The 25,399-nt window shown below is 71.5% G+C and carries 21 protein-coding genes and 2 pseudogenes; 12 read left to right on the top strand and 11 right to left on the bottom strand.

What is annotated here, in order from left to right:
* Nucleotides 1-117: 117 nt before the first annotated feature.
* The gene (locus ACU6P3_RS19490) at nucleotides 118-1,197 is read right to left on the bottom strand and encodes an alkene reductase (protein ID WP_447193418.1); all 1,080 of its coding nucleotides are present in this window, start codon (nucleotides 1,195-1,197) and stop codon (nucleotides 118-120) included.
* Between the two features lie 181 nt (nucleotides 1,198-1,378).
* On the opposite strand from ACU6P3_RS19490, the gene ACU6P3_RS19485 reads away from it, so the two are divergent.
* A complete protein-coding gene (locus tag ACU6P3_RS19485) occupies nucleotides 1,379-1,981 on the top strand; it encodes a TetR/AcrR family transcriptional regulator (RefSeq protein ID WP_447193417.1) in 603 nt (200 codons plus the stop codon).
* A gap of 174 nt (nucleotides 1,982-2,155) precedes the next feature.
* Here the strand turns inward: ACU6P3_RS19485 and ACU6P3_RS19480 are convergent, their stop codons facing one another.
* Nucleotides 2,156-2,716 carry a TetR/AcrR family transcriptional regulator gene (locus ACU6P3_RS19480; RefSeq protein WP_447193416.1) on the bottom strand — a complete coding sequence of 187 codons (561 nt, stop codon included), beginning with the start codon at nucleotides 2,714-2,716 and terminating at the stop codon, nucleotides 2,156-2,158.
* Nucleotides 2,717-2,831: 115 nt separating this feature from the next.
* Between ACU6P3_RS19480 and ACU6P3_RS19475 the strand changes: the two genes are divergently transcribed.
* From ACU6P3_RS19475 to ACU6P3_RS19455, 5 genes and pseudogenes are all read left to right on the top strand, one after another.
* Complete coding sequence (locus tag ACU6P3_RS19475) at nucleotides 2,832-3,524, top strand: SDR family oxidoreductase (protein WP_447193415.1); 693 nt, start codon at nucleotides 2,832-2,834, stop codon at nucleotides 3,522-3,524.
* Between the two features lie 57 nt (nucleotides 3,525-3,581).
* Complete coding sequence (locus ACU6P3_RS19470) at nucleotides 3,582-4,637, top strand: aldo/keto reductase (RefSeq protein WP_447193414.1); 1,056 nt, start codon at nucleotides 3,582-3,584, stop codon at nucleotides 4,635-4,637.
* Nucleotides 4,638-4,773: 136 nt separating this feature from the next.
* Complete coding sequence (locus ACU6P3_RS19465) at nucleotides 4,774-5,778, top strand: NADP-dependent oxidoreductase (protein WP_447193413.1); 1,005 nt, start codon at nucleotides 4,774-4,776, stop codon at nucleotides 5,776-5,778.
* Between the two features lie 96 nt (nucleotides 5,779-5,874).
* On the top strand, nucleotides 5,875-6,744 hold the full coding sequence (locus tag ACU6P3_RS19460) for an alpha/beta fold hydrolase (RefSeq protein WP_447193412.1): 870 nt from the start codon (nucleotides 5,875-5,877) through the stop codon (nucleotides 6,742-6,744).
* A gap of 30 nt (nucleotides 6,745-6,774) precedes the next feature.
* Nucleotides 6,775-6,918, top strand: a pseudogene (locus tag ACU6P3_RS19455) (nuclear transport factor 2 family protein); the annotation flags it as partial.
* A 366-nt stretch (nucleotides 6,919-7,284) separates the two neighbouring features.
* On the opposite strand, the gene ACU6P3_RS19450 reads toward ACU6P3_RS19455, so the two are convergent.
* The gene (locus tag ACU6P3_RS19450; RefSeq protein WP_447193411.1) at nucleotides 7,285-7,974 is read right to left on the bottom strand and encodes a Tn3 family transposase; all 690 of its coding nucleotides are present in this window, start codon (nucleotides 7,972-7,974) and stop codon (nucleotides 7,285-7,287) included.
* The gene (locus ACU6P3_RS19445; RefSeq protein ID WP_447193410.1) at nucleotides 7,974-8,465 is read right to left on the bottom strand and encodes a DUF4158 domain-containing protein; all 492 of its coding nucleotides are present in this window, start codon (nucleotides 8,463-8,465) and stop codon (nucleotides 7,974-7,976) included. The genes ACU6P3_RS19450 and ACU6P3_RS19445 overlap by 1 nt, the downstream gene beginning before the upstream one ends.
* 172 nt (nucleotides 8,466-8,637) lie before the next feature.
* Here ACU6P3_RS19445 and ACU6P3_RS19440 point away from each other — a divergent pair, with 172 nt between their 5' ends.
* The 3 genes from ACU6P3_RS19440 to afsS all read left to right on the top strand — a co-directional run bounded on the left by ACU6P3_RS19440 (nucleotide 8,638) and on the right by afsS (nucleotide 14,389).
* On the top strand, nucleotides 8,638-10,578 hold the full coding sequence (locus tag ACU6P3_RS19440) for a fibronectin type III domain-containing protein (protein ID WP_447193409.1): 1,941 nt from the start codon (nucleotides 8,638-8,640) through the stop codon (nucleotides 10,576-10,578).
* A gap of 300 nt (nucleotides 10,579-10,878) precedes the next feature.
* Nucleotides 10,879-13,866 (top strand): SARP-family global regulator AfsR, encoded by a 2,988-nt coding sequence (gene afsR / locus ACU6P3_RS19435; RefSeq protein ID WP_447193408.1) that lies wholly within the window; start codon nucleotides 10,879-10,881, stop codon nucleotides 13,864-13,866.
* Between the two features lie 208 nt (nucleotides 13,867-14,074).
* Complete coding sequence (gene afsS, locus ACU6P3_RS19430; protein WP_447193407.1) at nucleotides 14,075-14,389, top strand: regulatory protein AfsS; 315 nt, start codon at nucleotides 14,075-14,077, stop codon at nucleotides 14,387-14,389.
* 156 nt (nucleotides 14,390-14,545) lie between these two features.
* Here the strand turns inward: afsS and ACU6P3_RS19425 are convergent, their stop codons facing one another.
* From ACU6P3_RS19425 to ACU6P3_RS19415, 3 genes and pseudogenes are all read right to left on the bottom strand, one after another.
* Nucleotides 14,546-15,100: a hypothetical protein gene (locus ACU6P3_RS19425; RefSeq protein WP_447193406.1), complete on the bottom strand. Its 555-nt coding sequence runs from the start codon at nucleotides 15,098-15,100 to the stop codon at nucleotides 14,546-14,548.
* Between the two features lie 147 nt (nucleotides 15,101-15,247).
* Nucleotides 15,248-17,799 (bottom strand): annotated as a pseudogene (gene afsK / locus ACU6P3_RS19420) (protein serine/threonine kinase AfsK).
* A gap of 142 nt (nucleotides 17,800-17,941) precedes the next feature.
* On the bottom strand, nucleotides 17,942-18,805 hold the full coding sequence (locus tag ACU6P3_RS19415; RefSeq protein ID WP_447193405.1) for a VOC family protein: 864 nt from the start codon (nucleotides 18,803-18,805) through the stop codon (nucleotides 17,942-17,944).
* A gap of 438 nt (nucleotides 18,806-19,243) precedes the next feature.
* On the opposite strand from ACU6P3_RS19415, the gene ACU6P3_RS19410 reads away from it, so the two are divergent.
* From ACU6P3_RS19410 to ACU6P3_RS19400, 3 genes are all read left to right on the top strand, one after another.
* A complete protein-coding gene (locus ACU6P3_RS19410) occupies nucleotides 19,244-19,891 on the top strand; it encodes a TetR/AcrR family transcriptional regulator (protein WP_078854686.1) in 648 nt (215 codons plus the stop codon).
* A 183-nt stretch (nucleotides 19,892-20,074) separates the two neighbouring features.
* Nucleotides 20,075-20,779, top strand: coding sequence for a pyridoxine/pyridoxamine 5'-phosphate oxidase (locus ACU6P3_RS19405; RefSeq protein WP_447193404.1), 705 nt, complete (start codon nucleotides 20,075-20,077; stop codon nucleotides 20,777-20,779).
* Nucleotides 20,780-20,854: 75 nt separating this feature from the next.
* Nucleotides 20,855-22,015: a flavin-containing monooxygenase gene (locus ACU6P3_RS19400; protein ID WP_447193403.1), complete on the top strand. Its 1,161-nt coding sequence runs from the start codon at nucleotides 20,855-20,857 to the stop codon at nucleotides 22,013-22,015.
* 77 nt (nucleotides 22,016-22,092) lie between these two features.
* Here the strand turns inward: ACU6P3_RS19400 and ACU6P3_RS19395 are convergent, their stop codons facing one another.
* The 4 genes from ACU6P3_RS19395 to ACU6P3_RS19380 all read right to left on the bottom strand — a co-directional run bounded on the left by ACU6P3_RS19395 (nucleotide 22,093) and on the right by ACU6P3_RS19380 (nucleotide 25,072).
* Nucleotides 22,093-23,325: a sensor histidine kinase gene (locus tag ACU6P3_RS19395; RefSeq protein WP_447193402.1), complete on the bottom strand. Its 1,233-nt coding sequence runs from the start codon at nucleotides 23,323-23,325 to the stop codon at nucleotides 22,093-22,095.
* A gap of 254 nt (nucleotides 23,326-23,579) precedes the next feature.
* A complete protein-coding gene (locus ACU6P3_RS19390) occupies nucleotides 23,580-24,212 on the bottom strand; it encodes a hypothetical protein (protein WP_447193401.1) in 633 nt (210 codons plus the stop codon).
* 90 nt (nucleotides 24,213-24,302) lie between these two features.
* A complete protein-coding gene (locus ACU6P3_RS19385; protein WP_447193400.1) occupies nucleotides 24,303-24,767 on the bottom strand; it encodes a hypothetical protein in 465 nt (154 codons plus the stop codon).
* Nucleotides 24,768-24,847: 80 nt separating this feature from the next.
* A complete protein-coding gene (locus ACU6P3_RS19380) occupies nucleotides 24,848-25,072 on the bottom strand; it encodes a DUF397 domain-containing protein (protein ID WP_447193399.1) in 225 nt (74 codons plus the stop codon).
* Nucleotides 25,073-25,399: the final 327 nt, after the last annotated feature.

Here is a 25,399-nt window from a genome sequence, read left to right as displayed (position 1 = left end):
TCTCCTTCTCGTTTCCGCCCTGGTCATCGCCTTGCCGGCGGCGGGCTGTCGCACGGCGGGCCGACGAGCCGCCCACCCGCCCCGGTCCGGTGGACGGGCGGCTCGTGCACGCCGGTGTCAGGCGTGGGCCAGGGTCGGGTAGTCGGTGTATCCGGCCTCGCCGCCGCCGTACAGGGTGGCCGGGTCGATCTCGTTGAGCGGGGCACCGGTGCGCAGACGCTCGACGATGTCGGGGTTGGCCAGCGCGAAGCGGCCCAGCGGGGCGATGTCGGCCAGGCCCGCGTCGATGTCGTCGGCTATCTGCTCGCGGGTGCGGCCGTAGCGGACCACGAGCAGGGCGGTCGGCCACACCTGGCGGAAAGAGCGCAGCAGTTCGTCGTCACCGACGTGATGGACGTGCAGGTAGGCGAGGTTCAGCGGGGCCAGCTCGCCCACCAGGTGGCGGTACTGGGCGCGGACGGCATCGGTGTCGCCCTCGTCGATCCCGCCCAGCGGCATCGAGGGGGACAGACGGATGCCGACCCGGTCCGCGCCGATCTCCTCGGCCACCGCCCGGGCGACCTCGACGACGACGCGGGAGCGGTTCTCGACCGAGCCGCCGTAGGTGTCGGTGCGATGGTTGGCGTTCGGGGAGAGGAACTGGTGCAGCAGGTAGCCGTTCGCTCCGTGGATCTCCACCCCGTCCGCGCCGGCGGCTATTGCGGAGGCGGCGGCATGCCGGAAGTCCGCGATGGTGGCCTGGATGTCCTGAATGCTCAGCTCACGCGGGACCGGGGTCTTCTTCGGGCCGGTCGCGGTGAATATGTCCTGGTCGGCGGAGAGCGCGGAGGGGGCGACCGGCTGGCGGTGATGCGGGGTGTTGTCCGGGTGGGACATGCGCCCGACGTGCATCAGCTGGATGAACAGTGTCCCGCCGCCCGCGTGCACGGCGTCGGCGACCTCGCGCCAGCCCGCGATCTGCTCGGGAGTGTGGATGCCCGGCGTGTTCGGGTAGCCCTGTCCGTCGGCCGAGGGCTGCGTGCCCTCCGTGATGATCAGCCCGAGGGATGCGCGCTGACCGTAGTAGGCGGCTGCCAGTGGGCCGGGCGTGCCGTCGGCGTTCGCCCGGCTGCGGGTCAGCGGCGCCATGGCGAGGCGGTGCGGGAGCTCGACACGGCCGAGCTTGAAGGGCTGCCAGAGGGAAGAAGACGTGGTCATGGGGTGCGTGGTCCTTGATGTCGATGTCGAGCGTGGATCGGTCGCCGGAGTCCGCTGTGGATCAAGGGGGACCGGGCGGGGCGTCGTCGTGGGACGATGGAAACCGCCTCTGATTCTCATCAGTAACGACTGTACTCATAACTGAGTACAGTCAGAATAAATTCCCCGAAAGGTGCCCCGCATGCCACGCGCTTCCCAGCCGGCAGGTCGGCGCGAGCGCAACAAGCAGCTCAAGCTCGACCGCATCACCGCCGCAGCCCACGAGTTGTTCGCCGAACACGGCATCGACGAGGTCACCACCCAGCAGATCGCCGACAAGGCCGACATCGGCACCGGCACACTCTTCCTCTACGCCAAGACCAAGGGCGAGCTCCTCCTGCTCGTCCAGAACTCCCTCTACGCCGAAGCCCTCGAACGAGGCAGGGCGGACGCCGAGAACACCCCGGACGCCCTGGACGCCGTGATGGCGATCGTCCGGCCGGTCGTCGAATGCAACCGGACCCAGGTCGACAATGGGCGCGTCTACCTGCGCGAGATGGTCTTCGGCGACCCCGCCGAGCCCCACCACCGCGAGGCCCTCGCCATCACCGGACGGACCGAGCAGGCCGTGGCCGCCGTGCTATGCCGGGACGCCCGGGTCAGCGAGGCGGACGCGGCGACAACGGCGCGCGTGGCGTCCGCCGTGATGTTCCTCGCGATGGCAGCAAGTGTGAACGTCGCCGCGAGCGTCGACGAGATCCTGCGCGACATCCGGGAGCAGATAGCAGTCCTGCTGACACGTTGACATCGGCTGCGCAACTTCCACTTCACGAACATGCCGCCCGGAACTGACCGATGTCCGGTGCGAGGTGAAGCCGGTGCGCCAGGCGTCGGCGGCCTTCTCCCGCCGCCTCCGGCTGGCCGCGGACGCCTCGCCGCCCACGAGCGCGGTCGACGCGCCCCCGCACCACGCCCTTGATCAGCCTGCTTGCGTCAAGGCTGCGTGCGCGGCGTCGAGGATCTCTTCGGAGAGCGGTGAGCCGTTGGTGGCCCGGGACAGGACCAGCGCTCCGAACAGGGTGCAGAGGCGGACGATGCCGTCCTGGTCGTCGGTGGCGAGGAAATCGGCGAAGTCGGCCACTCCCTCGGCGTAGACGCGACGGGCCTCTCGCCCCCCGCCCTCGCGCGCGATGTCGGTGGCGAGGGCTGCGACCGGGCAGCCGTCCGCCGGGTCGTCACGGTGCTCGACGGAGAGGTAGGCGTCGACCAGCGCCTGCTGGGCAGCCTCGCGCTGCCCGTCATGCCGCTCCAGCCCGGCGCTGTAGCGCTGGGCGAGCTCGCCGAAGGCGTGGGCGGTGGCCTCGTCGACGAGCGCCTCCTTGGAGGCGAACTGCTTGTAGAAGGCGCCGTGGGTCAGACCGGCCGCCTTCATCAGGTCGGCGACGCTGACCTGCGTGCCCTGCTCCCGGAACAGCCGGGATGCGGTGTCCACCACCCGCCTGCGATTTTCCTCCGCCTGCGCCTGCGATACGCGGCCCATGGCCACCTCCCGTTTAGATGTCGACTGACATCTATCGTAGACCCATGTTTAGATTAGATACATAATCTAATCTGCTGCGGGTGGCCGACGGCGCCCGCCAGGACCAGGAGTGAGCATGGAACTGAAGGACACGGTCGCGGTCGTCACCGGCGCCAACCGGGGGCTCGGGCGGCATCTTGCGGCCCAGCTCGTGGAGCGTGGCGCGAAGGTGTACGGCGCGGCCCGGCGCCCCGAGACGGTCGACGTGCCGGGTGTCGTCCCGCTGCGGCTGGACGTCACGGACGAGGCGTCGATACAGGAGGCCGCCCGCGTGGCGTCCGACGCGACCCTGCTGATCAACAACGCGGGCATCTCCACCGGCGCGACGCTGATCGGAGGCGACCTGGCTGAGGTACGTCGCGAGATGGAGACCAACTTCTTCGGCCCGCTCGCCGCGACCCGCGCCTTCGCCCCCGTGATCGAGGGCAACGGCGGCGGTGCCGTGCTCAACGTCCTGTCCGTCCTGTCCTGGTTCCACCCGGCCGGCCTCGGCTCCTACGCCGCGTCCAAGGCCGCCGCTTGGGCGCTGAGCGACGCGACCCGTGAGGAGCTGGCACCGCGCGGGATCACCGTCTCGGCGCTGCACGTCGGCTACATGGACACCGACATGGCCGCCGGCGTGCCCGCCGATCAGAAGGTCGCCGCCGCCGACGTCGCGGCCCAGGCCCTTAACGGCATCGAGACCGGCCTGCCCGAGATCCTCGCCGACGAGGCCAGCCGGTACGTCAAGCAGAGCCTGTCCGCGGCACCCCAGCCGAACGCGGGCTGACGCTCGCCCCTCCACCCCGGCGCGACCACCTCCACACCTCTCGGACAAGGACATCCCATGCGTTACACGACCTTCGGACACCGGACCGGACTGCGCGTGTCCGAGTACGCGCTCGGCACCGCGAACTTCGGCACTGGCTGGGGCGCAGGCGCCGAGCCCGACGAGGCCCGCCGGATCTTCGACCGGTTCGCCGAGGCGGGCGGCACCTTCCTCGACAGCGCGGACGGCTACCAGTTCGGCGAGTCGGAGGAACTGACCGGAAAGCTGATCTCCGCCGACCGCGACCACTTCGTCCTGGCCACGAAGTTCACCCTCGGCGCCGCCCCGCAGCCGGACATATCCAGGACCGGCAACAGCCGCAAGAACATGGTCGCCTCGGTGGAAGCCAGCCTGAAGCGCCTGGGCACCGACTACATCGACCTGCTGTGGGTGCACTTCCCCGACGAGCTCACCCCCATGGAAGAACTCCTGCGCGGACTCGACGACCTGGTGAGCGCCGGCAAGATCCACCACGCCGCGCTGTCCAACTTCCCCGCCTGGCGCGTCTCGCGCGCGGTAACCCTCGCCGATCTAAGGAACCAGGCCCCGATCGTGGGCATCCAGCACGAGTACAGCCTCGTCGAACGCACCGCCGACCGTGAGCTCCTGCCCATGGCCGAGAGCCTCGGGCTCGGCGCAGCCCTGTGGTCCCCGCTCGGCGGCGGACTGCTCACCGGCAAGTACCGCCGCTCCACCGAGGGGCGCCTGAGCGACCTGGGCGCGGTCATCCACACCGAGAGCACCGGCCAGAAGACCGCCGTCGTCGACACCGTCCTGGCCGTCGCCGAGGAGACCGGCGTGGCACCCGCCCGGGTAGCGGTGGCCTGGGTGCGCGAGCGCGCCGCCCGTTCCGTGGCCACGCTCGTCCCGATCATCGGCCCGCGCAGCCTCTCCCAGCTCGACAGCTACCTCGGCGCCCTCGACGTCCAGCTGACCGACGAGCACTACACCCGCCTGACCGAGGTCAGCGCGGTGCCGCTCGGCGCACCCCACGAGGGGATCACCGCCTCCCTGGACCGCCTCCAGGGAGGCGCCGCCGACCGCGTCATCGCCCCGGTCGTGCCGGTGGCCTGATGGGTGAACGCGGCTGAGGGCGCGGTGCGCCCGCGCCGCAGCCAGAAGAACAACACAAACTATCTCGTACTGGGAGAAGCCCGGGGCGAGCGGAGACTCCGACCTTTCACGGACGGGACACGGAACGGAGACGACGATGAGGGCTTTCATGGTCGAGAAGTACGGCGGCCAAGCCGGGATGCGCGCCGCCGAGCTACCCGCCCCCCAGGTGGGTGCCGACGACGTCCTGGTCAAGATCCACGCGGCAGGCGTCAACCCGCTGGACCTCCGGATCCGCAACGGCGACTTCAAGGCGTTCATGCCCTACCGTCTCCCGCTCGTCCTGGGCAACGACCTCGCAGGGACGGTCGTCCGGGTCGGCCCGGCCGTCACCCGCTTCGCGGTGGGCGACGAGGTCTACGCCCGGCCCGACAAGGACCGCATCGGCACCTTCGCCGAACTCATCGCCGTCCACCAGGACGACCTGGCACCCAAACCGGCCATGCTCACCATGGCCGAGGCCGCCTCCCTTCCCCTGGTCGCGCTGACCGCATGGCAGGCACTGGTCGAGCGGGCCCACGTACAGCCGGGCCAGAAGGTCCTCATCCACGCGGGCGCAGGCGGCCTCGGCTCCATCGCCGTCCAGCTGGCCAAGGCGCTGGGCGCGCATGTGGCCACCACCGTGAGCACCGCCAAGGTCGACCTGGCCAAGGACCTCGGCGCGGACATCGTCGTCGACTACCGCACCCAGGACTTCGAAGAGGTCCTCGACGGCTACGACGTCGTCCTCGACAGCCTCGGCGGCGAGAACCTCGCCAAATCCCTGCGCGTACTCAAGCCCGGCGGCACGGCCATCAGCGTCGCGGGCCCGCCCGACCCGGCCTTCGCCCGTGAACTCGGCCTGAACCCGGTCCTCCGCCTGGCCATGACCGCCCTCAGTGCTAAAACCCGCCGCCAGGCCAAGCGCCTGGGCGTGACGTACTCGTTCCTGTTCATGAAGGCCAGCGGCGACCAACTGCGCGAACTCACCCCCCTCATCGACGCCGGAAAGATCCGTCCCGTCGTCGACCGCGTCTTCCCGTTCGACGAAACCCTCCAGGCCATGGAGTACGTCGAGAAGGGCCGCGCGAAGGCCGGGAAAGTCGTCGTCTCCCTGACGTGAGCGCGGGCACAGCCCAGCAGGACGCCGAGGCAGCCCGTCACCACGAGAAGCCCAACCCCCACACCCCCGTCCCCCACCACACACCAGGACCCGGCCATGAGCGCATCGTCCGGCTCCCCCACACCCACCCCGTCGTCGTACAAGAACGCGCCGACCCGCTCCGTGTCCGTGCAGGGCGTCAGCTTCGCCTACCGGCAGCTCGGCCCGGACGACGGCGTACCGCTGATCCTCCTCAACCACCTGTCCGCGGTCCTGGACAACTGGGATCCACGGGTCGTCGACGGACTGGCCGCCCGACGCCGCGTGATCACCTACGACAACCGGGGCGTCGGCGCGTCCGGCGGCTCCACACCCGACACCATCGAGGCGATGGCCCGCGACACCGTGCTGTTCATCCGGGCCCTCGGGTTCGACCAGGTCGACCTGCTCGGCCTGTCGATGGGCGGCTTCATCGCCCAGGTCATCGCAGCAGAGGAACCCGACCTCGTACGCAAACTCATCCTCGCGGGCACGGGCCCCGCCGGCGGACCCGGCATCGACAAGGTCACGTCCCTCACCGTCCAGGACATGCTGAAGGCGACGCTGCGGCGCAAGGACCCGAAGCACTACCTCTTCTTCACCCAGACCGAGGGCGGACAACGGGCCGCGCGCGAATTCCTGGCGCGGCTGAAGGAGCGCACGGACGACCGCGACAAGACGATCTCGGTGCCGTCGTTCCTCGCCCAGCTGAAGGCCATCAAACGCTGGGGCCGCACGGCACCGCAGGACCTGTCGCGCATCCAGCAGCCGGTCCTGGTGGCCAACGGCGAGAGCGACCGGATGGTCCCGAGCGTCAACACCATCGACCTGGCGGCCCGGCTGCCCCGGGGTGAACTCGAGCCCCTCTACCCCGACGCCGGACACGGCGGGATCTTCCAGCACCACGACAGATTCGTTCCGCGGGCGCTCGCATTCCTGGAACCGTAGCCAGCAGTCAGACAGGCCCAAGGCCCCTGCTACACCGCCACCAACAAGGCCACCGGCAAGACCATCGACGTCCGCGTCGCCCACCACTTCATCGTCCGCGGCGGCCGCATCGTCCGCTTCGAACAATTCGTGGACACCGCCAAAGTCCGCGACGCCATGACCCCCCAGAACTGACCTTCCGCTGGAGTCACTGGTAACCGACAAAGCCACCCACGCTAGTGCCGCGACCGGCAAGGTTTGCCCGTCAAGGAGCGGCGTCCGGTGCGTGTGATCGCAAGGCGGCCAGAAGTCCATGTAGCGGAGCTACCTGGGCTTGTGGCCAACGCGGCGAGCGCGCGTGCCGGGCGTCGCGACGGGGCAAACGTTGCCGGGAGGGGCACTAGTGACTGACGGGCTGGTAGCTCAACGCCTACGAACGGCCCCTTTTGTGCGTATCACCCCCGTCCCTCAGGGCGAGGCTGAGCTGGCGCTCACGCGAGCGATAGGCGGCCGGCGGTGTCGCTGACGCCTGTTCGAGCTTCGCCGTCAGGAGTGAGTGGTTCAAGCGGCTGGGACCCGCTCGTCCTCCAGCGCGGTGAAGTCGACGTCGAGACGGGTGTCGTAGTCCTCCGGGGGAACCCCGAGCTCGTGGGTGGAGTACACGCCGAACCGGTTGATGTGCTCGGTCAGGTACGGCGAGATCTCGGCCAGGTCCAGCGGGTCGATCTCCCAGCCCTCGGCTTGGAGCTGGCGCACCACGTCGGCGATGTCCAGGGTGTTGTGGAAGATCACCAGGTTGGCGAGCAGCGAGGTGAATTTCACGTCCTTCTCCTGCTCGACCGGGTCGTTGTGCGCGACCGTGCCGCGCTGCCCGAACCGCACCCAGTCGCTGAAGCCGTTGAACGCCTCCACCTTGTTGGTCGCGGCCGTCACCCGGCCGCGCAGCGGCGCGTCCGAGAGATACCGCAGCAGCTGGACGGTGCGGATCACCCGCCCGACCTCGCGGAAGGCGGTGTAGGTGGCGTTCTTGTGGGAGCCGGAGCGCAGCCGCTTGAGCAGCAGTGTCGAGGAGATCGTGCCCTCGCGGACCGAGACCGCGACCCGCATCAGGTCCTTGAAGTGGGTCTCGATCAGGTCCCAGTCGATCACGTTGCGGCCCGCCTCGCCGAACAGTGCGTCGATGTGCTCGTAGGAGGCGCTGCGCGACGGGCGGAAGAACAGGCAGTCCTTCCAGTTGCGGATCCTGGGCATCAGGTGGACGCCATCGCGTCCAGCGTGGAGAACCTCGGGATCTCCAGCCCGGCCTCGACCAGCTTCTCCAGCGCGATGTTGATCAGGTCCGCCGGATTGTTCTTGGACGCCGCCTCGATCCGCATCGTCTCCTCGGCCAGAGCGCGGGCCGCCGGGCCGTCGTAGCGCACCTGGCACCGCTCACGCACCCACGACCGGTACCGCTCGGCCGTCCGGCCCGACGCGTACACCGGCAACGTGTTCTCCGGCAGTTCCGCCGCCCGGCGCACGAACTCCACCACCTGGTCCGGCACGTCGTGCGCCTTAGGGAAGCAACCCATCCGCTGGTAGGACTTCAGCGCCAGCAGCAGGGCGAGCTGGTGCTCGTCGGTGTCCGTGACCTCCTCGGCCCAGACCCGCTCCTCCTCGCTGGGAGTGAAGAACACGTGCAGCTCGCGCGCGGTGATCAGCCGCTTGAACCGCGGATACGCGGTCCTCTCGATCGAGGTCATGCCTACCCCACTCGATGCCCGGTCTCCAAGGCGCCTCACGCCGCGCCCGCGTGATCATCCCGAGCCCACAGACCTGAGAAGATCGGAATCCCGGAATCCCGAACACGAGTAGTTCGGCGGTGGTATAGGGACAGCAGGAGATCAGAACACCAAGATCATCCGATGGCGGCTTTTGGGCTCACGGTGGCTGGACCCCCCGTACAGCCACTACCGGCTGAACGTCACCGAGAACAACGGTGCCGGGCAGCTCCAGTTCGCCGAATGGGAGCTGTGGGCCGGGGGCGACGGGGTGCCGCAGGCGCCGAGTGGCCTCAGCGCGTCGGCGGTCGGCGGGAGCGAGGTCGACCTGTCCTGGAGCGACAACTCCAGCATCGACACCGGCTACCCGGAGACCGGATTCCGGATCGAGCGTTCCGCCGACGGCACCACGTTCCGCGAGGTGGCCACCGCCGCTGCCGACGCGACCGCCTTCACGGACACCGGCCTCACCCCCGGGGCCACGTACGTCTACCGAGTACGGGCGGTCGGCAAGGGCAGTGCCCTGTCGGCCCACTCCAACACCGCCAAGGCGCTCACCGCGGTGTCCGACGAGCCGATGGACATCACCGACCTCGCGGGCACGGTCGCCGATCAGTACAACGTCACCGGCGGCGAGGGCCGCGAGAAGGCGGTGGACAACACCCTCTTCACCAAGTACCTCACCCACAACCCGACCACCTGGCTCCAGTACACGGCGGCGGCCCGGTCGACGGTCATCGGCTACACCCTCACCTCCGCCAACGACGCCACCGACCGCGATCCGCGCGCCTGGTCCTTCCAGGGGTCGTCGGACGGCACCACCTGGAAGACGCTGGACACCCGGACGGACCAGACCTTCTCCGCGCGCTTCCAGAAGAAGGTGTACACATTCACGAACAGCACCCCCTACCGGTACTTCCGGCTGAACATCACGGCCAACGACGGGGCCTCGAGCACGCAGCTCTCCGAATGGCAGATTCTCGGCACCGGCACCCCCGGCAGCGCTCCGGCGCCCGAGGCGCCGACCGGTCTGTCCGTTCGGGCGGTCTCCGGTGACCAGACCGAGCTGACCTGGACCGACAACTCGCGCTGGGAGACGGCCTACCGGGTGGAGCGATCCGCCGACGGCGCCACCTGGGGCTGGTCACGCGTCCTCCCGGCCGGCACCACCCGCTTCCACGACCTCGGTCTCACCGGCAGGACCGCCTATCACTACCGGGTGCGGGCCGAGAACGCCACCGGAAGCTCCGCGTACACGAACACCGCGAGCGCGACGACCGGTGACGCCGGTCTGCCGGCCGTCTGGCAGGAGCACTGGCTGGAACACAACCAGTCGGTCAACCGCGTGCACGACGACAACGACGTGGCCATGTACTTCGACAAGGACATGGACACCTCGCAGACCTGGCTGAACGACTACGTCGGGAAACTGTGGCGGTACACCAAGCAGAACTACGGGAGCTTCGGCAACCCCCGGCTCGCCGCCATCTTCCACAAGGGGAAGTACGGCGGCGGCCACCCCGCCACCGTCTTCGACGCGGACCACGACAACCGGAATGTGATCGACCTCGGTCTCGGCGATTGGCAGGAGAACGACAGCCAGGCCCGGGACATGACCGCGCATGCGATCGGGCACGTGGTCGAGTTCTCCGCCAACGGCGTCGAAGGCTCGCCGTCGTTCCCCCTCTGGGGCGACAGCAAGTGGTGCGAGATCTACCAGTACGACGCCTACCTCGGCGCGGGCATGACGGCCGACGCCCAGCGCTGGCAGGACAAGATGATGGCGAACCGGGACAACTTCCCGCGCGCCAATACGGCGTGGTTCAAGGACTGGTTCTATCCGATCTGGCGCGACCACGGTAAGGGCGCCGTGCTGGCGAAGTACTTCGAGGTGCTGTCGGAGAACCACCAGCAGTACAACGGGTCGTACGCCCGGGACATGAACTATGGCGAGTTCGTGCACTTCTGGAGCGGAGCCGCCGGGGTGAACCTCAAGGCCCGGGCCACCACCGCCTTCGGCTGGCCGGCCGAGTACGAGCAGCAGTTCAAGCAGGCACAGATCGACTTCCCGGACGTCGAGTATCCCCGTACCTGACCTGACCTGACCCGACGTGACCTGGCCTCACCCGACATGACCTGGCCTGACCCGCCCCGGCCTGACTCCACCTGACACGCCCCGGGCCGTCCTGGGCCGGCCCGCGCCGCGCCGGCCGGGCGCTCCCAAGCCCGGTGCCGCGACCGGCGGGATCGACAGACGTGTCCCGCCGGTCGCGGCCCGGGGCCTTCTCCATCGTGTCGAAGCCTTGTGCAGACCCTCACTCACTGCTGACGCGCCAACCTCCGACAAGGCAGACTGTCCACGGCGAATCCGGCAGCAGCGGAGGCAGGGGGAGCTATGGACCCAGACGGCGGGCCGCGCGTACCGGAGCAGAGGGCTCCGGCCGGGCCGGGTGAAACCGGTGAGCTCCGCTTCAGCGTGCTCGGCCCGGTACGCGCGTGGCGTGGCGGCAAGGCGTTGCCGCCCGGTTCGCCGCAGCAACGAGCCGTGCTGGCCGCCCTGTTACTGCGCGAGGGGCGTACCGCGACGTCCGCCGAGCTCATCGACGCGCTCTGGGGCGCCGAACCGCCCTCGCAGGCGCTGGCCACCGTACGGACGTACGCCTCCCGGCTGCGCAAGGTGCTCGGGCCGGAGAGCGGCGCCGGGGCGCCGGGGGCGGAGGCCGACTCCGGCGGGCTGGTCAGCGAGTCCGGTGGATACGCCCTGCGCGTCGGTCCGGAAGCGCTGGATCTGCTGGTCGCGCAGGAACTGGCCACCGACGCCGACAAGGCCCGCGCCGCGGATCAGCGCACCCAGGCACGCGCGCTGATCCATCAGGCGCTGGGCATGTGGGACGGTGAGTCGCTGGCCAACGTGCCCGGACCGTACGCCGAGACGCAGCGCACGCGTCTGGAGGAGTGGCGCCTCCAGCTCATCGAGACCCGGCTGGAGATGGACCTGGAGCTGGGCAGCCACATGGAGACGATCTCCGAGCTGACCGCGCTCACCGCCGACCACCCCCTGCGCGAACGGCTGCGCGAGCTGCTGATGCTGGCCCTGTACCGCAGCGGCCGGCAAGCGGAGGCGCTGGCCGTGTACGCCGACACGCGCCGGCTGCTCACCGAGGAACTGGGCGTCGACCCGCGCCCCGAGCTGGCCCGGCTCCAGCAGCGCATCCTGCGGGCGGACGCCGAACTCGCCGGCCCCGCGGAGGACGCCGACCAGCCCGCGGCCGTCCCCCGGCCCGCCCAGCTCCCGGCGACCGTGCCCGACTTCACCGGCCGCGTCTCCTGCGTCCGGGACCTGGGCGCCCAGCTCGCGGGCGCCGGCGGGACCGTGATGGCGGTGTCCGCGCTCGCGGGCATCGGCGGGGTCGGCAAGACGACGCTCGCGGTCCACGTGGCGCACGAGGCGCGACCGCACTTCCCGGACGGACAGCTGTACGTGGACCTCCAGGGCGCCGGCGGGCGGGCCGCCGAACCGGAGACCGTCCTCGGATCGTTCCTGCGCGCGCTCGGCACGCCCGACAGCGCGATCCCGGACTCGCTGGACGACCGCTCGGCGCTCTACCGCTCGGCGCTGGACGGCCGTCGCGTCCTGGTCCTCCTGGACAACGCCCGCGACGCCGCCCAGGTCCGGCCGCTGCTGCCGGGCACCGAGGGCTGCGCGGCGCTGGTGACGAGCCGGGTCAGGATGGTGGACCTGGCGGGCGCGCACCTGGTCGACCTGGACGTGATGTCGCCGGAGGAAGCGCTCCTGCTGTTCACCCGCATCGTCGGCGAGGAACGGGTGGCGGCGGAGCGCAAGGCGGCGCTGGACGTGGTCTCGGCGTGCGGGTTCCTGCCGCTGGCGATCCGTATCGCCGCCTCCCGCCTCGGCGCCCGCCGCATGTGGACGGTCTCGGTCCTGGCGGAGAAACTCGCGGACGAGCGACGCCGGCTGGACGAACTCCAGGCGGGCGACCTGGCGGTCAAGTCGACGTTCGAACTCGGCTACGGCGCACTGGAGCCCGCGCAGGCCCGCGCGTTCCGCCTGCTGGGCCTCGCGGACGGCCCGGACCTCTCGCTCGCGGCGGCGGCGGCCATGCTCGACCTGCCGCCGCGCGTGACGGAGGAACTGCTGGAGTCGCTGGTCGACACGTCCCTGCTGGAGTCGGCCGCCCCGGGCCGGTACCGCTTCCACGACCTGGTGCGGCTCTACGCGCGTGTATGCGCGGAACGCGACGAGGACGCGTCGTCGGTACGGGCGGCGGCGCTGTCGCGGCTGCTGGACTTCTACCTGTCGACGGCGGCGCGGGTGTTCGCGCTGGAGCGGCCGGGGGACCGCGTGGTCGACGACCTGGAGCCGACGGCGCACGAGGGCCTGTCGTTCAACGACCGGCAGACGGCCCTGGACTGGCTCTACACGGAGGCGGACTGCCTGCTGGCCTGCGCACGGCAGGCGGCCCTCGGGGGCCGGCCCCGGCGCGCCGCCGACCTGCTGTGGGCCGCCAAGGACCTGGCCGAGTCGGGCGCCGACGCCAAGCAGTACGAGGGCGTGGCGCTGACCGCCCGCGAGGCCGCGCACAGGGCGGGCGACCAGCGCGCCGAGGGACGCGCCAGGGCCATGCTCACCAACGTCCACCTGGTCGCGGGACGTTACGACGAGGCGGACGAGGAAGCCCGGCAGGCCACCCTCCTCGCGCGAGCGGCAGACGACCGCACGACCATTCCCTGGGCCGACAACGACCGCGGGATGATCGCACTGATCCAGGGGCGGTTCCAGGAAGGTGAGTCGTTCCTCCTCCAGGCGGTCGAGGCGTCCCGTACCGACGGGAACCTGATGCGGGAAGCGAGCGCCCTGGTCAACCTCTCCCGTCATCAACTCCTCGTCAACCAGACCGAGAAGGCGATCGAGCTGGCGGAGCACTGCATCGGCATATACGAGCGCATCGGGGTCCCGCTGCGCCTCGCGAACGCCCGCTACGCCCTGGGGCTGGCGCTGACCCGCGCCGGCCGTTACGACGCGGCCCTGAGCCAGCTCGACGAGGCGCTGTCCACCTTCGGCAAGAACCGGCAGCGTCTGTGGGAAGGCGCGTCCATGTTCCGGATGGCCGAGGCGCACCTGGCCGCGGGCCGGCCGGCCCGGGCGGCCCAGCACGCCGAACAGGCCCTCGCGTACGGCTGCATCGGCGGTGACCCCATCCGGGCCGCCGTGCTGACCGTACTGGGCAGGGCACTGTCGAGCCTCGGCCAGACGGACCGCGCTCGGGTCTGCTGGCAGGAGGCGCTGACGCTGTTCGAGCAGTGCGGTTCCCCCGAGGCGGACGGCGTGCGGCGCCTGCTCAGCCCCGTCAGCGCGGCCTGAGAGCCCGCACCGCGTCGGGGCGTTCATCAATTGTTTATGCCAACCCGGCATGCTCAGGGCATCGATTCGTCGCGACGGGGGTCAGACGAGTCGTCGGAGGACACGGAGCCATGGTGAGCCTCCTGTTCCCTGTCGGGCGGCCTTCCGGGGGAGCCGCCTGGCAGGGGATGCCCAAGCCCGACCGCACGAGCAACGGGGGAGAGAAGACATGAGCGAGAACAAGGAAGCGATCAGGACGCAGGATAATCAGATGCCCGCGCCGCCCGCGGACGAGATCCTGATCACCATGGACAACCAGATGCCGGCCCCGCCGGCGGACGAGACCACGCGGGACAACCAGATGCCGACGCCGCCGCCGGCGGACGACGCGGTGACCACTCTGGACAACCAGATGCCGATCCTCCCCGCGGACGACGACGAGACCATCACCACGCTCGACAACCAGATGCCGATCCTGCCGGCGGACGACGACGAGACCATCACCACGCTGGACAACCAGATGCCGGCACCGGCCAGGCCCTGACTTTTCCTCAGGGGGAAGCGACCGCGGCGGCGCGGAGGGGGAGCCGCCGCGGTCGTGCGGACTCGCGGGGGATGCGAGAAGAAGGGGTCGAGCGCGACGCGCTCGACCCCTTTGCCGTGCCCGGACCCGTAGCCGGCCGCGGACCCGGCCGCCGCCTCAGACCTCGACTTCCGCGCTCGCCTCGCACTTCCGTACCCGGGACACCTGGCGCGGGCTGTCCATCCGCACCTTGAGCGTCTTCGACTCGCCGCCCGCCAGGGCCACTTCCGTGTCGCCCGTGTCGACGAGCGAGCCCGACGCGTCCCGGAACTCCACGTCCACGTCGTACGTGTCCGTCAGGCCCGCGCTCGCCGGGGCCTCGACCGTCACCGTCGCGTACGTGACCGCCTTGCGCTTGCCCTTCGCCTTGCTGACGCAGCTGACGATCCACGCCTGGACCTCGGAGGTCGCGGCGGGCGTGGGCTCGCCGGTGTACGAGCCGCCCGACGAGCCGTGGTCGTCGTCATCGTCGTCGTGGTCCCGGTGCGAGCCCGAGTACGAACCGTTGCTCTTCTTGGAGCTGGAGCAGCCTCCCCCGCCGCTGCCGCCGCCGCTGCCGCTGCTTCCTGAGCCCCTGCCCTTGCTCTTGCCGTGCGCCGCCGACGAGAACCCCGTCAGCGCGAGCACCACCGCGACCAGTACGGCCGCGAATTTCAGACGTCGACGCATCATGAAGGCCGAGCCCTCCCCCGTGTCTCCAGCCCTGGCTGGATCTGTACCTGTCAACCAGCGGCGACACCCTAACAGCGCCGCCGCACACGCGTACGACGGCGCGCCAGGGCAGCGGAGCGCGGCGGCAGGGGCCCGGCTCCGGCCCGGCTACCGAGCCGCCCGCCCCGTCGCCGTCCCCTTCTCCGCGTCCAGCGCGTACACGCACCGGTCCTTGCTGCACGCGTACACCACCCCGCGCCTGGCCACCGGCGATCCGGTGATCTCGCCGCCCGTCGCCAGCTTCCAGCGCAGCTGGCCGCCGCTCGCGTCCAGCGTGTAGAGGACGTGGTCGGCCGAGCCGAAGTGCAGCCGGCCGTCGGCGGCCACCGGGGAGCCGACGACCTCGCCGCCCGCCGCGAAGCGCCACTTGGGGGTGCCGGTGACCGCGTCCAGCGTGTAGAGCGCGCTGCCGCTGCCCACGTGCACGTTGCCGTCGGCGACCAGCACCGGCTCGATGGACTGCCGGGACTCGGTCGCGATGCGCCAGCGGTCCTTGCCCGTCGTGGCGTCCAGCGCGTAGACCGTACCGAGGTAGTCGGCCAGGTAGATCCCGCCGCCCGCGACGGCCGGGCCGGGCGCGAAGGCCGGCGGGGAGAGGAAGACGGCGGGCGCCTCGAAGTGCCAGCGCACGTGCCCGCTCGCGATGTCGACGGACAGCACGCGGGCCCCGGCCGAGACGTAGAGGTGGCCGTCGGGGGCCGGTCTCATCCGTACCGGTACGCCCCCGCAGGCGGCGGCGTCCCCGATGGGGTACGACCAGAGCTCGGCGCCCGAGCGCGCGTCCAGCGCCCGCAGCCGGGCGTCCTGCCAGACGTACACCGTGCCGTCGAAGATCGCGGGTCCGGCCTCGGGGGTCTCGAAGTCGGTCTGGGCGCCGGACAGGTGCCACAGCCGCTCGCCGTTCGACGCCTCCCACGCCTGGACCCCGCCGCCGCGCGTACCGGTGACGACCGTGCCCCGGTCGACCTTGAGCGAGTACACCCAGGCGTCGGTCTGGAGCCGCCAGCGCTCCGTGCCGTCCGTGCCGTCGAGCGCGTAGAGCGTCGGCCCGTCGGAGGCGTGGATACGGCCGTCGGACACCGCCATCGCCCAGGCCACGTCCCGCGTCTTGAACTGGCGGCGCCCGCTGGCCACGTCCAGCGCGTGCACCTCGAAGGAGGTGACGTAGAGCAGGTCGCCGTCCACGACCGGGGTCCCCCAGACGTCGTTGGACATCCGGAACCGCCACGGCCGCCAGCGGGCGGGCGCGCCGGCCGCGTCGGGCGGCCGGTTGGGCGGTGGTACGGGCGGCGCGACCGGGGACGGGGCCACGGCGGACGGGGCGCCCGGGGGCGGCACCGCGAGGGCCGCGTCCGCGCCGGCCAGCCCGGCCGGGGGGCGGATCCAGCCGGTGGCCGGGCCCGCGTCGCCGGGGAACATGCCCCTGGTGTCGGCCGCGCGCGGTCCCGGCCCGATCGCGACGGCCGAGCCCGCGAGCCGGACCGGCCCGCCGGGCGACGCGTCGGCATCGGCGGACGGCCCGGCCGGGGACGGCGACGGGGCCACGGCCGAGGGCGCTCCCCGGCCGGCGCGAGCGCCGGCGCCGGGGCGGGCACGGGCGGCCGGTGCGCGGGCGGCGGCGGCACGGCGGGCGCCCCGCCGCGCGGTCCCACGGGCTCCTCCTGACGTACGCGCTCGCCCCGGCCGGCCGGACTCCCGGCCCGCCCGGGAGCGCCACGGCCGCCCGCGCGCCGCTGCTCGATCATCGCCGTGGCCCGGCCCGGCAGCCAGGCCGACGCCGTACCGCTGTCGTCGTCACCGCCCGCCGCGAAGAGGTGCGGCGCGAGCTGCGCCTGGAGATCGGCGGGCGTCGGGCGCAGTGACGCGTCCATCTGCATGCAGGATTCGATGAGGGGTCTCAACTCGTCGGGCAGCCCCTCCAGGTCCGGGCCCTCGCGCAGCAGCATGAAGACCGTCTCGACCGGGTTCGCGCCGTGGTAGGGGGCATGGCCGGTGGCCGCGAAGACGAGGGTGGAACCGAGGGAGAAGACATCGCTCGCGCCCGTCACGCTGCGCGAGTCCCGCGCCTGCTCGGGCGACATGTACGCGGGCGTGCCCACCGCGACGTTGGTCATGGTCAGCCGGGTGTTGGAGACGCCGGAGGCGATGCCGAAGTCGATGACGCGCGGCCCGTCCTCGACCACCAGGACGTTCGACGGCTTCATGTCCCGGTGGACCAGGTTCGCGCCGTGGATCGACTGGAGGGCCTCGGCGATGCCCGCCGCCAGCCAGCGCACCGCCTGGGCCGGCATCGGACCGCACTCGTTCACTATTTCCTCGAGCGAGGGGGCGGGGACGTACGCGGTGGCCAGCCAGGGCACGGCGGCCCGGGGGTCGGCGTCCACGACGGCGGCGGTGTAGAAGCCGCTGACGGCCCGGGCCGCCTCCACCTCACGCGTGAAGCGGACCCGGAACAGCTGGTCCTCGGCGAGCTCGGTGCGTACGGTCTTGATCGCCACGCGGCGCCCGGACGCCGAGCGCGCGAGGTAGACCAGCCCCATGCCGCCGGCGCCGAGCCGCCCCAGCACCTCGAAAGGGCCGATGCGCCTCGGATCGTGCTGCGTCAGCTGCTCCACTTGCCTTGCCACCTCCCCGTGCCGGGCCACAAGGTACGGCCCCATGCCCCCTGATTCTTCCTGCCGGAGGCGGCGGTTGCGAACCCGGGGGCGGATCGGGGTGTCTCATGCCGATTCGGACACGTTCCGCCCCCGGCCGCCCTCCGGGACGCCCGACGCCGCGTGTTCCGACGCCCCCGCCCGGATGTCACGCGTGGGGCTTCGGAATCGGTTCCGTATCAGTGAGGACCGCGAAAGACGCTCCCTGGTTGTCCACGAGGACCGCCGTCCTTCCGTGCTCGATACCGAAGGGCGGCGCGGTGACCCGGCCGCCGAGGCGTACCGCCGTCGCCACGGTCCCGTCGCAGTCCGCCACGGCGAAGTAGCTGAGGAAGTGCGGCGGCATCTCCGCCGGGAAGGCGTCCGTGATCACGCTCCGGCCGCCGATCGCGGTGTCGGGGCCCGGTTCCGTACCGGCCGGTGACCAGGTACGGAAATCGACGGAGGCACCGGGAGGACCGGGCGGGACGCCGGAGCCGGCGGAGCCGGAGGAGCCGGAGGGGCCGGAGGGGCCCGGGAGATCCGTCGCTCGGAAGCCGAAGACGGACTCGTAGAAGGGATCGACGCGATCCTTGTCGCGCGTGTATACCTCGGTCCAGCGGAACGAGCCCGGCAGGCCCTTCTTCTCGAAGCCCTCGAAGTCGCGGGCCTGCCAGAGCCCGAAGACCGCGCCCGCCGGGTCCGCCGCCAGGGCCATGATCCCGGCGGTCCCGACGGCGACCGGATCCGTGATGAGCCGGCCGCCCGCCTCCCTGATCCTCCTGCCGGTCCGGACGACGTCGGGCGTCGCGAAATGGACCCCCCAGGCGGTGGGCATCCGGCCGTCCCGCTTGGCGATCAGTCCGGCGACGCGCAGGCCCCCGCTGAGCGCGTCGGTGTACCGCCCGTGCTCCGCGCTCCCTGGCGGGCCGAACGTCCAGCCGAAGAGTTCCCCGTAGAAGCGCTTGCCCGCCTCGAGGTCGGGGAGCGACACGTCCACCCAGCACGGCGTGCCTTCCGCGAACGCACCCATGGCCGGATCCTTCCTGTGCGGTGCCCCCTCGTAGCCGCGCGTGGCGCCCCTCACAGCCAAACTACGGGGCGGGGAGCCGGGCCGCATCGGGGCGCGGGCCCCGGCCGCCCAGCCCGGCGGCCTCGCCGAGTCCGCCGGGGTCGCCGGAGCCGAGGGGGCCGACGGGGCCGACGGGGCCGCGCGCAGCGTGAAGCCACAGCCACCCCGGGTTATCCACCGAAGTTATCCACAGGATGTTGATAACACTATTCCCTCGACGGCCCTCGTCAGGACCACTGCCGTCCGGCCGCCGCCCGTTTGCCGCCCCCCGACCGCCCGGTTACCGCCGACGGGCGCCCGACTGCCGCCCGGAGCGCCGGATCGTGACCGAATCATGGCCGATTCCCCATTTGCACTCGGCCGAATCGCGCTCCAATCCCCCCTCGGTAAGCTGACGTCATGACAGGACAAGTGCGCACCGTCGACGGCCGCGTGGCTGGTCGACGCGGACAGGCGACGCGGCAGAAGCTGCTCGACTGTCTCGGCGAGATGCTCAGCTCCTCGCCGTACCGGGACGTCAAAGTCATCGATGTGGCCCGGCGGGCGGGCACCTCACCCGCGACCTTCTACCAGTACTTTCCGGATGTCGAGGGCGCGGTCCTCGAAATCGCCGAGGAGACCGCCAAGGAGGGTTCCGGACTCACCGGGCTGGTCGCCGGCCGCTCCTGGGCGGGCAAGGCCGGCTGGCAGACGTCGGAGGACCTGGTCGACGGGTTCCTCGACTTCTGGCGTAAACACGACGCGATTCTCCGCGTGATCGACCTCGGCGCGGCGGAGGGCGACAAGCGGTTCAACAAGATCCGCATGAAGGTCCTCAACTCCGTCACGCACTCGCTCACGGAGTCGGTCAAGGAACTCCAGTCACGGGGCAGGGTCGACAAGGACGTCAACCCCGCGGCCATCGCCGGCGCGCTGGTGGTCATGCTCTCCTCGGTCGCCTCGCACCAGAAGGGCTTCCAGGGCTGGGGCGTGAAACAGGCCGAACTGAAGCCGAATCTGGCCCTGTTGGTCCACCTGGGCATCACCGGCAGGAAGCCCGCCAAGTAGCCACGAACCAAGTCGGCGAAACGGCCGGCGGGCGCGGTACGGGCGCGCCCTCTCCTCCGTCCTGTCATGCCGGCGGTGGGTCAGCGAGCTGACTCACCGCCGGCGTTCCCGTTTCGGCCCCCGCGCTCCGGCCCGCGCGTCGTCGAGGACGACGGCCGTACGGAGCACCGCAGGATGGGCCCCATGAACGAGCACGAGCCCCGCAGCGGGCCCCGGACCGAGAACGAGCCCGAGCAGGAGACCTTCCGCACGCTCCTGCGCGCCCAGCCGGTGTGGGACACGGAACTGCCCGCCTTCGACGCGGCGGCGGCGCCCGCCGCCCCACTGCCGCTGTTCCACCGGTGGTTCGCCGAAGCCGTGGCGGCGGGCCAGCCCGAACCGCACACGATGACGCTGGCCACCGCCGACGAAGAGGGCGGGCCGGACGTACGGATCCTGATGCTGCACGACGCGGACGAACACGGCTGGCACTTCGCCTCGCACGCGACCAGCCGCAAGGGCCGCCACCTCGCCGCCCGACCCCGGGCCGCGCTGGGCTTCTACTGGGCGGCGCAGGGCCGTGCCGTACGGATCAGGGGCGAGGCCGTGCCCCGCGGCCCGCGCGAGAGCAGCGCCGATCTGCACGCCCGTTCCACGGGTGCGCTCGCCTCCGCCCTGGTGGGCCGCCAGAGCGAGGTGCTCGCCTCCCGGGAGGAACTGGCCCGCGCGAGCCGTGCGGCCTGGGAACGGGCGGAGCGGGAGCCGACGGCCGAGGCGGCGTCCTGGACGGCGTACGTCCTCGTGCCGTACGAGGTCGAGTTCTTCCAGGGCGACGCGCGCAGGCAGCACGTCCGGCTGCGCTACCGCCGTGAAGGGGACGGCTGGGCAAAGGAGTTGCTGTGGCCGTAGGGCGTGATCCTTTCGCAACCTTTTTCCTTCTTGACCGGGCCCCAACAAGTGAAGCGCCGATTACGCTCGGCTCTCATGGCCGCCGATCCCTCTCCCGCGCACGACCTTCCCGTCTACGTCATAGGGGCCGGCCCCGGCGGGCTCGCCGTGGCCGCCGTCCTGCGACGACGAGGCGTACGCACCGTCGTCCTGGAGAAGTCGGACGCCGTCGGGGCGTCCTGGCGGCGCCACTACGCGCGTCTGCGACTGCACACCACCCGCCGCGGGTCCGCGCTGCCCGGGCTGAGGATGCCGCGCTCCTTCGGCCGTTGGGTGGCCCGCGCCGACGTGGTGCGCTACCTGGAGAAGTACGCGCTGCACCACGGTCTTGACGTCGTCACGGGTGTGGAGGTGACCCGCGTGGAACGCGCTCCGGACGGCCCCGGCTGGCTGCTGCACGCCACCGGCGGACGGCGGTTGCGGTGCCGCGCGGTGGTCGTGGCCACCGGCTTCAACCACACCCCGCGGCTGCCCGACTGGCCCGGCCGCGCGTCGTACGGCGGCGAACTGCTGCACGCGAGCGGCTACCGCGACGCCGGGCCGTACGCGGGCAAGGACGTGCTCGTCGTCGGCGTCGGCAACACGGGCGCGGAGATCGCCGTCGACCTGGTCGAGGGGGGCGCGGCACGGGTGCGCCTGGCCATCAGGACCGTGCCGCACATCGTGCGCCGCACGACGGCGGGCTGGCCGGCGCAGTCGACGGCCATCCTGATCCGCCGCCTGCCGGCCTGGCTGGTCGACCCGGCGGCGGCGGTCCTGTGCCGGATCTCCCTCCCGAACCTCGCCGCCCAGGGCCTGCCGCGCCCGCGGACGGGCCTGTACACCCGGGCCCGCCAGGGCGCGATCCCGGTGCAGGACGTGGGGCTGCTCGACGCCGTGCGCAAGGGGCTGGTCGAACCGGTGGCGGCGGTCGAGTCCTTCGAGCACGACAAGGTCGTCCTCACGGACGGCAGCCGCGTCTCCCCGGACGTCGTCATCGCGGCGACGGGGTACGTACGCGCGCTGGAGGGCCTGGTGGGCGACCTCGGCGTCCTGGACGCGCGCGGCCGGCCCGTGGTCCACGGCGCCCGCAGCCCCAAGGGGGCGCCGGGCCTGTACTTCACGGGCTTCACGAACCCGATCAGCGGCATGCTCCGCGAAATGGCGATCGACGCGCGGCGCATAGGCAGGCGCATAGCGAAGTCGCCGGCGGCCTGACCGCCGTCCGCCGACGGGCCCCGGTCACGCCCTCCCGCCGACGGGTCCCGGTCACGCCGTCCGCCGGCGGGCCCCGGTCACGCGCTCTCCTCCCACGGGACGCGCGCGGTCAGGTGGAAGACTCCACCGGGACGCCGTTCCGTGGCCAGTGTGCCGCCCAGCTCGGACAGGCGCTCCTTCAGCCCGGACAGGCCGGTGCCCGCACCCCCTTGGGCCTCGGGCGCGCCGTCGTTCTCCACCGCCAGCAGCACCGCCCCCGGGCCGGCGGTACGCAGCCGGACGTCGCAGCGCGAGGCGCTCTGCGCGTGGCGGAGCACGTTCGTCGTCGCCTCGCGCACCACCCACCCGAGCGCGGCCTGGATGTCGGCGGGGAGCCGGGCCGCCGGGCCGTCCTCGATGCGGCAGGCGATGCCGGCCGCCTCCAGCACGGATCGCGCCCCGACGAGTTCGGTGTGCAGGTCGGCGGTGCGGTAGCCGCGTACCACCGACCGGATCTCGCGCTGCGAGTCCTGCGCGATGCGCTGCACCTCGATCATCTGGTCCACCGCCTCCGGCCGTCCCCGCCGCGCCAGTTGGACCGCGAGCTCGCTCTTGAGCGCCACGACCGCGAGGTTGCGGCCCAGTACGTCGTGCAGGTCACGGCCGAAGCGCAGCCGCTCCTCCGCCACGGCGAGGCGTGCCTGCGTCTGCCGTGCCGCGGCCAGTTCCTCGATCAGCCGGACGCCCCAGCCGGTGGCCCGGACCGCCATGGCCATGAACGGTGCCATGAACACGGCGGAGCCGATCACGAGCGCCAGTGTCGTCCCGGAGAGCCCCGCCACCATGGTGCCTCCCGTGACGCAGAGCGAGACCACCACGACCAGCGTCGCTGCCGCGCGGCGCGGCAGTGCCAGCCCGGGAGGGCCGGCGTAGAACATCAACAGCCAGACCAGGTAGGGCGCCAGGGTCGGGCCGTCGATGCGGCCGGTACCCAGCAGCACCCATCCCAGGACCGCCATGGCCACCGTCACGGTCGTGTACAGCGCGACGAGCCGGTCGGGCCGGGGGCCGAGGCCGAGGTAGTGGCGCAGGCCGGCGCGCATGAGCGGCACCTGGGCCGCGACATGAGCCACGCACAGTACGGCGACGGATGTCAGCGCGGGCGCGTCGATATCCGTCTGCGCCAGCCAGAGCGCCCACAGTCCGGCTTCGACGAGGGCGAAGCACACCAGGGTGCCGAGTGCGTACCGGCGGTACCGGCCGGGCCCGTCCGGACCGCCGAGTCGTTCCACCCAGTAGTTCACGTTCGTGATCCAAAGCTCACTCGTCACGAGTCCGTTGTACCCAATGGCGCGGGCCCCGGCGGAACCACCACCGCACCCCGAGGGCCGTCGGGCCGGCCGCCGCGCGGGGAATTCTTCACGCATCACCGGCCACCCTCCCGCCGACACGGGGCGGGTGGCAGTGCGGCCTGTCACGGGTTCGCATGACATCTGTCATGTGGTCCCGTTCCATGGCGGACCTCGCTCCGTCCCGGCCCCGCCGTGGCGGGCCCGGACCGGCGTCGGAAGCGCCGTGGCCGGCCCTACCAGGTGGTGAGGTCCGCCACGTGGACGCAGTGGCGATCGGACATGTCCGTCACCCACCGTTCCTCCTCGCCGATGAGTGAGGGCAGGGCAGCCAGCAGCGCGGTCAGCCCGCCGGTGAGCCGCACGTCGGCCGCGATCAGGCCGTCGGCCCTCTCGGTGGCGAGGTAGAGCCGCATGCTGGCCTGTCCGGTGAAGAGGAATCCGCAGAGGGCGGGGCTCGGCGGAGTCTCGACGAATGGCCAGGCCAGCGTGCGCAGCACGCGCAACACCTGGTCGTCACGGGTCGGTCCGGCCGCTTCGAGGACAGCGGTGTCCACTGCGGCCAGGGGCATGCCCATGACGAACGCGTCGGTGCGGGGGTGAGCGCCGGATACCAGGGTGCGTGTCCAGCCCAGCACCAGCGGAGCGGTGACCGGCTCGTCGTCCTCGTCCGACAGCGGGATCTCGAAGACGGTCAGCTCTCGCGGGGCCACCGCGTCGGCGGCGCCGGTCACGACCCGGACCGCGTCCGGCGTCGGGAGGACGCCGCGCAGGAAGGCGGCCCCGGCCAGGGGAACCGCGGTGTAGTCGAGCAGGAAGCGCGTGACGTATGCCTGTTGCTCGACAGTCTCCCGGCAGACTCCGCTCACCCGTTGACCGTACCCCCGTCGGCAGATTCGTTCCTGGACAGGCGCACACAGGCCCCCGGCATCACGTAGGGGCCGCTGTCACGCGCGGGCCTACCGGGCGGGACAGAGCAGATCGGGAGTAGCGCGGTTCGGCGAGCACGTCACAAGGGCGAGGGAGTGGAAGACAGTTCCCCTCAGGTAGTGGCCGAGGGACACGTCTCCGCCCCACGTCAGCCGCTCGACCGCGCCCTTCACCAGAAGAACCAGTCTGGTCACTTCCCGATCCTGCTCAGAGGCGAAGCGGGGCGCGAACTCCGCGAGTTGGAGGCCCAGCCACTCGCCGGCCTCCGTGGGCTCCTCCCATGTCCCTCGGATCATCGAGGGCGGTTTCATCAGCCAGTGCGCCGTCTGGATCGGGGGCACGTCGGTCGTCGGGAACACGGCCACGGCTTCTCGGTACCGGTCGAGTACCTCCTTCTCGCTGCTCGCGGTCGGGGCTTGTCCGGGCGGTCTGCGGACGCTCTCCCGGTCGAACGTCTTTTTCTCCCCGGCCCATGCGTAACCATGGTGGTGCACCGCTGCTCCGTTCCGAAAGATGACGACGGCCCCGTCCCTCGGCGTGAGGGCAGGGCCGTCAGTTCAGGTGGTGCCGTGGATCAGGCGGAGAGGTCGAAGCGGGCGGGGTCGATCCCCGCCGCGTCCAGCTCGGCCGTGGTGAAGCGCAGCGGCTCGGCATCCGGACGCTTGCTGTCGCCCATGGCCCACGCGTCCGGCCCGATCTTCGCGAGGGTCACGCACGCTTCGCCGTCCGGGTGGGTATTGCCGCCGCACGCCTTCGAGAACTCGGCTCCCCCGATAGGGAGCCCGTACAGGTCGGTCATCGTTGCGTCCTTCCTGATCTGCCGACGGCCCAGAGAGGGCCGTCCTCCGTCCGTAGTGGACGGAAGTCTTGGAGTGGGGCTCAGGGAGCGGAGGGCGCCCGCAGCGCCTCTGAGATCTGCTCAATCGCATCAGCCCGGATCATCCCCAGTTGGGCGTATGACTGTCCGCTGTGGGTCACTATGGGGCGGACGCCGCTCCACGCGGACTCGGGAACCCCGAGTGCAGCCAGTGCCGCGCGTACGGACGCCGTCGCGTCCGTTGCCTGAGACCTGGTTTCCCTCCACGTCCGCATGTCCATCAGTGGCCGGTCCCGTGCATCCGAAGCA

The organism is Streptomyces hebeiensis, from assembly GCF_052983195.1.
The sequence above is the reverse complement of the archived record's forward strand: the minus strand, read 5'-3'. Positions and strand labels throughout refer to the sequence as shown.

Bases quoted from the DNA above. Each gene is read 5' to 3' on its own strand.
- ACU6P3_RS19380 (WP_447193399.1), bottom strand. From the start codon at position 25,072: ATGACCGACCTGTACGGGCTCCCTATCGGGGGAGCCGAGTTCTCGAAG.
- ACU6P3_RS19405 (WP_447193404.1), top strand. From the start codon at position 20,075: ATGAACGAGCACGAGCCCCGCAGCGGGCCCCGGACCGAGAACGAGCCC.
- ACU6P3_RS19445 (WP_447193410.1), bottom strand. From the start codon at position 8,465: ATGACCTCGATCGAGAGGACCGCGTATCCGCGGTTCAAGCGGCTGATC.
- afsS (WP_447193407.1), top strand. From the start codon at position 14,075: ATGAGCGAGAACAAGGAAGCGATCAGGACGCAGGATAATCAGATGCCC.
- ACU6P3_RS19480 (WP_447193416.1), bottom strand. From the start codon at position 2,716: ATGGGCCGCGTATCGCAGGCGCAGGCGGAGGAAAATCGCAGGCGGGTG.
- ACU6P3_RS19475 (WP_447193415.1), top strand. From the start codon at position 2,832: ATGGAACTGAAGGACACGGTCGCGGTCGTCACCGGCGCCAACCGGGGG.
- ACU6P3_RS19490 (WP_447193418.1), bottom strand. From the start codon at position 1,197: ATGACCACGTCTTCTTCCCTCTGGCAGCCCTTCAAGCTCGGCCGTGTC.
- ACU6P3_RS19400 (WP_447193403.1), top strand. From the start codon at position 20,855: ATGGCCGCCGATCCCTCTCCCGCGCACGACCTTCCCGTCTACGTCATA.
- ACU6P3_RS19465 (WP_447193413.1), top strand. From the start codon at position 4,774: ATGAGGGCTTTCATGGTCGAGAAGTACGGCGGCCAAGCCGGGATGCGC.
- ACU6P3_RS19415 (WP_447193405.1), bottom strand. From the start codon at position 18,805: ATGGGTGCGTTCGCGGAAGGCACGCCGTGCTGGGTGGACGTGTCGCTC.
- ACU6P3_RS19460 (WP_447193412.1), top strand. From the start codon at position 5,875: ATGAGCGCATCGTCCGGCTCCCCCACACCCACCCCGTCGTCGTACAAG.
- ACU6P3_RS19470 (WP_447193414.1), top strand. From the start codon at position 3,582: ATGCGTTACACGACCTTCGGACACCGGACCGGACTGCGCGTGTCCGAG.
- ACU6P3_RS19410 (WP_078854686.1), top strand. From the start codon at position 19,244: ATGACAGGACAAGTGCGCACCGTCGACGGCCGCGTGGCTGGTCGACGC.
- ACU6P3_RS19485 (WP_447193417.1), top strand. From the start codon at position 1,379: ATGCCACGCGCTTCCCAGCCGGCAGGTCGGCGCGAGCGCAACAAGCAG.
- ACU6P3_RS19450 (WP_447193411.1), bottom strand. From the start codon at position 7,974: ATGCCCAGGATCCGCAACTGGAAGGACTGCCTGTTCTTCCGCCCGTCG.
- afsR (WP_447193408.1), top strand. From the start codon at position 10,879: ATGGACCCAGACGGCGGGCCGCGCGTACCGGAGCAGAGGGCTCCGGCC.
- ACU6P3_RS19425 (WP_447193406.1), bottom strand. From the start codon at position 15,100: ATGATGCGTCGACGTCTGAAATTCGCGGCCGTACTGGTCGCGGTGGTG.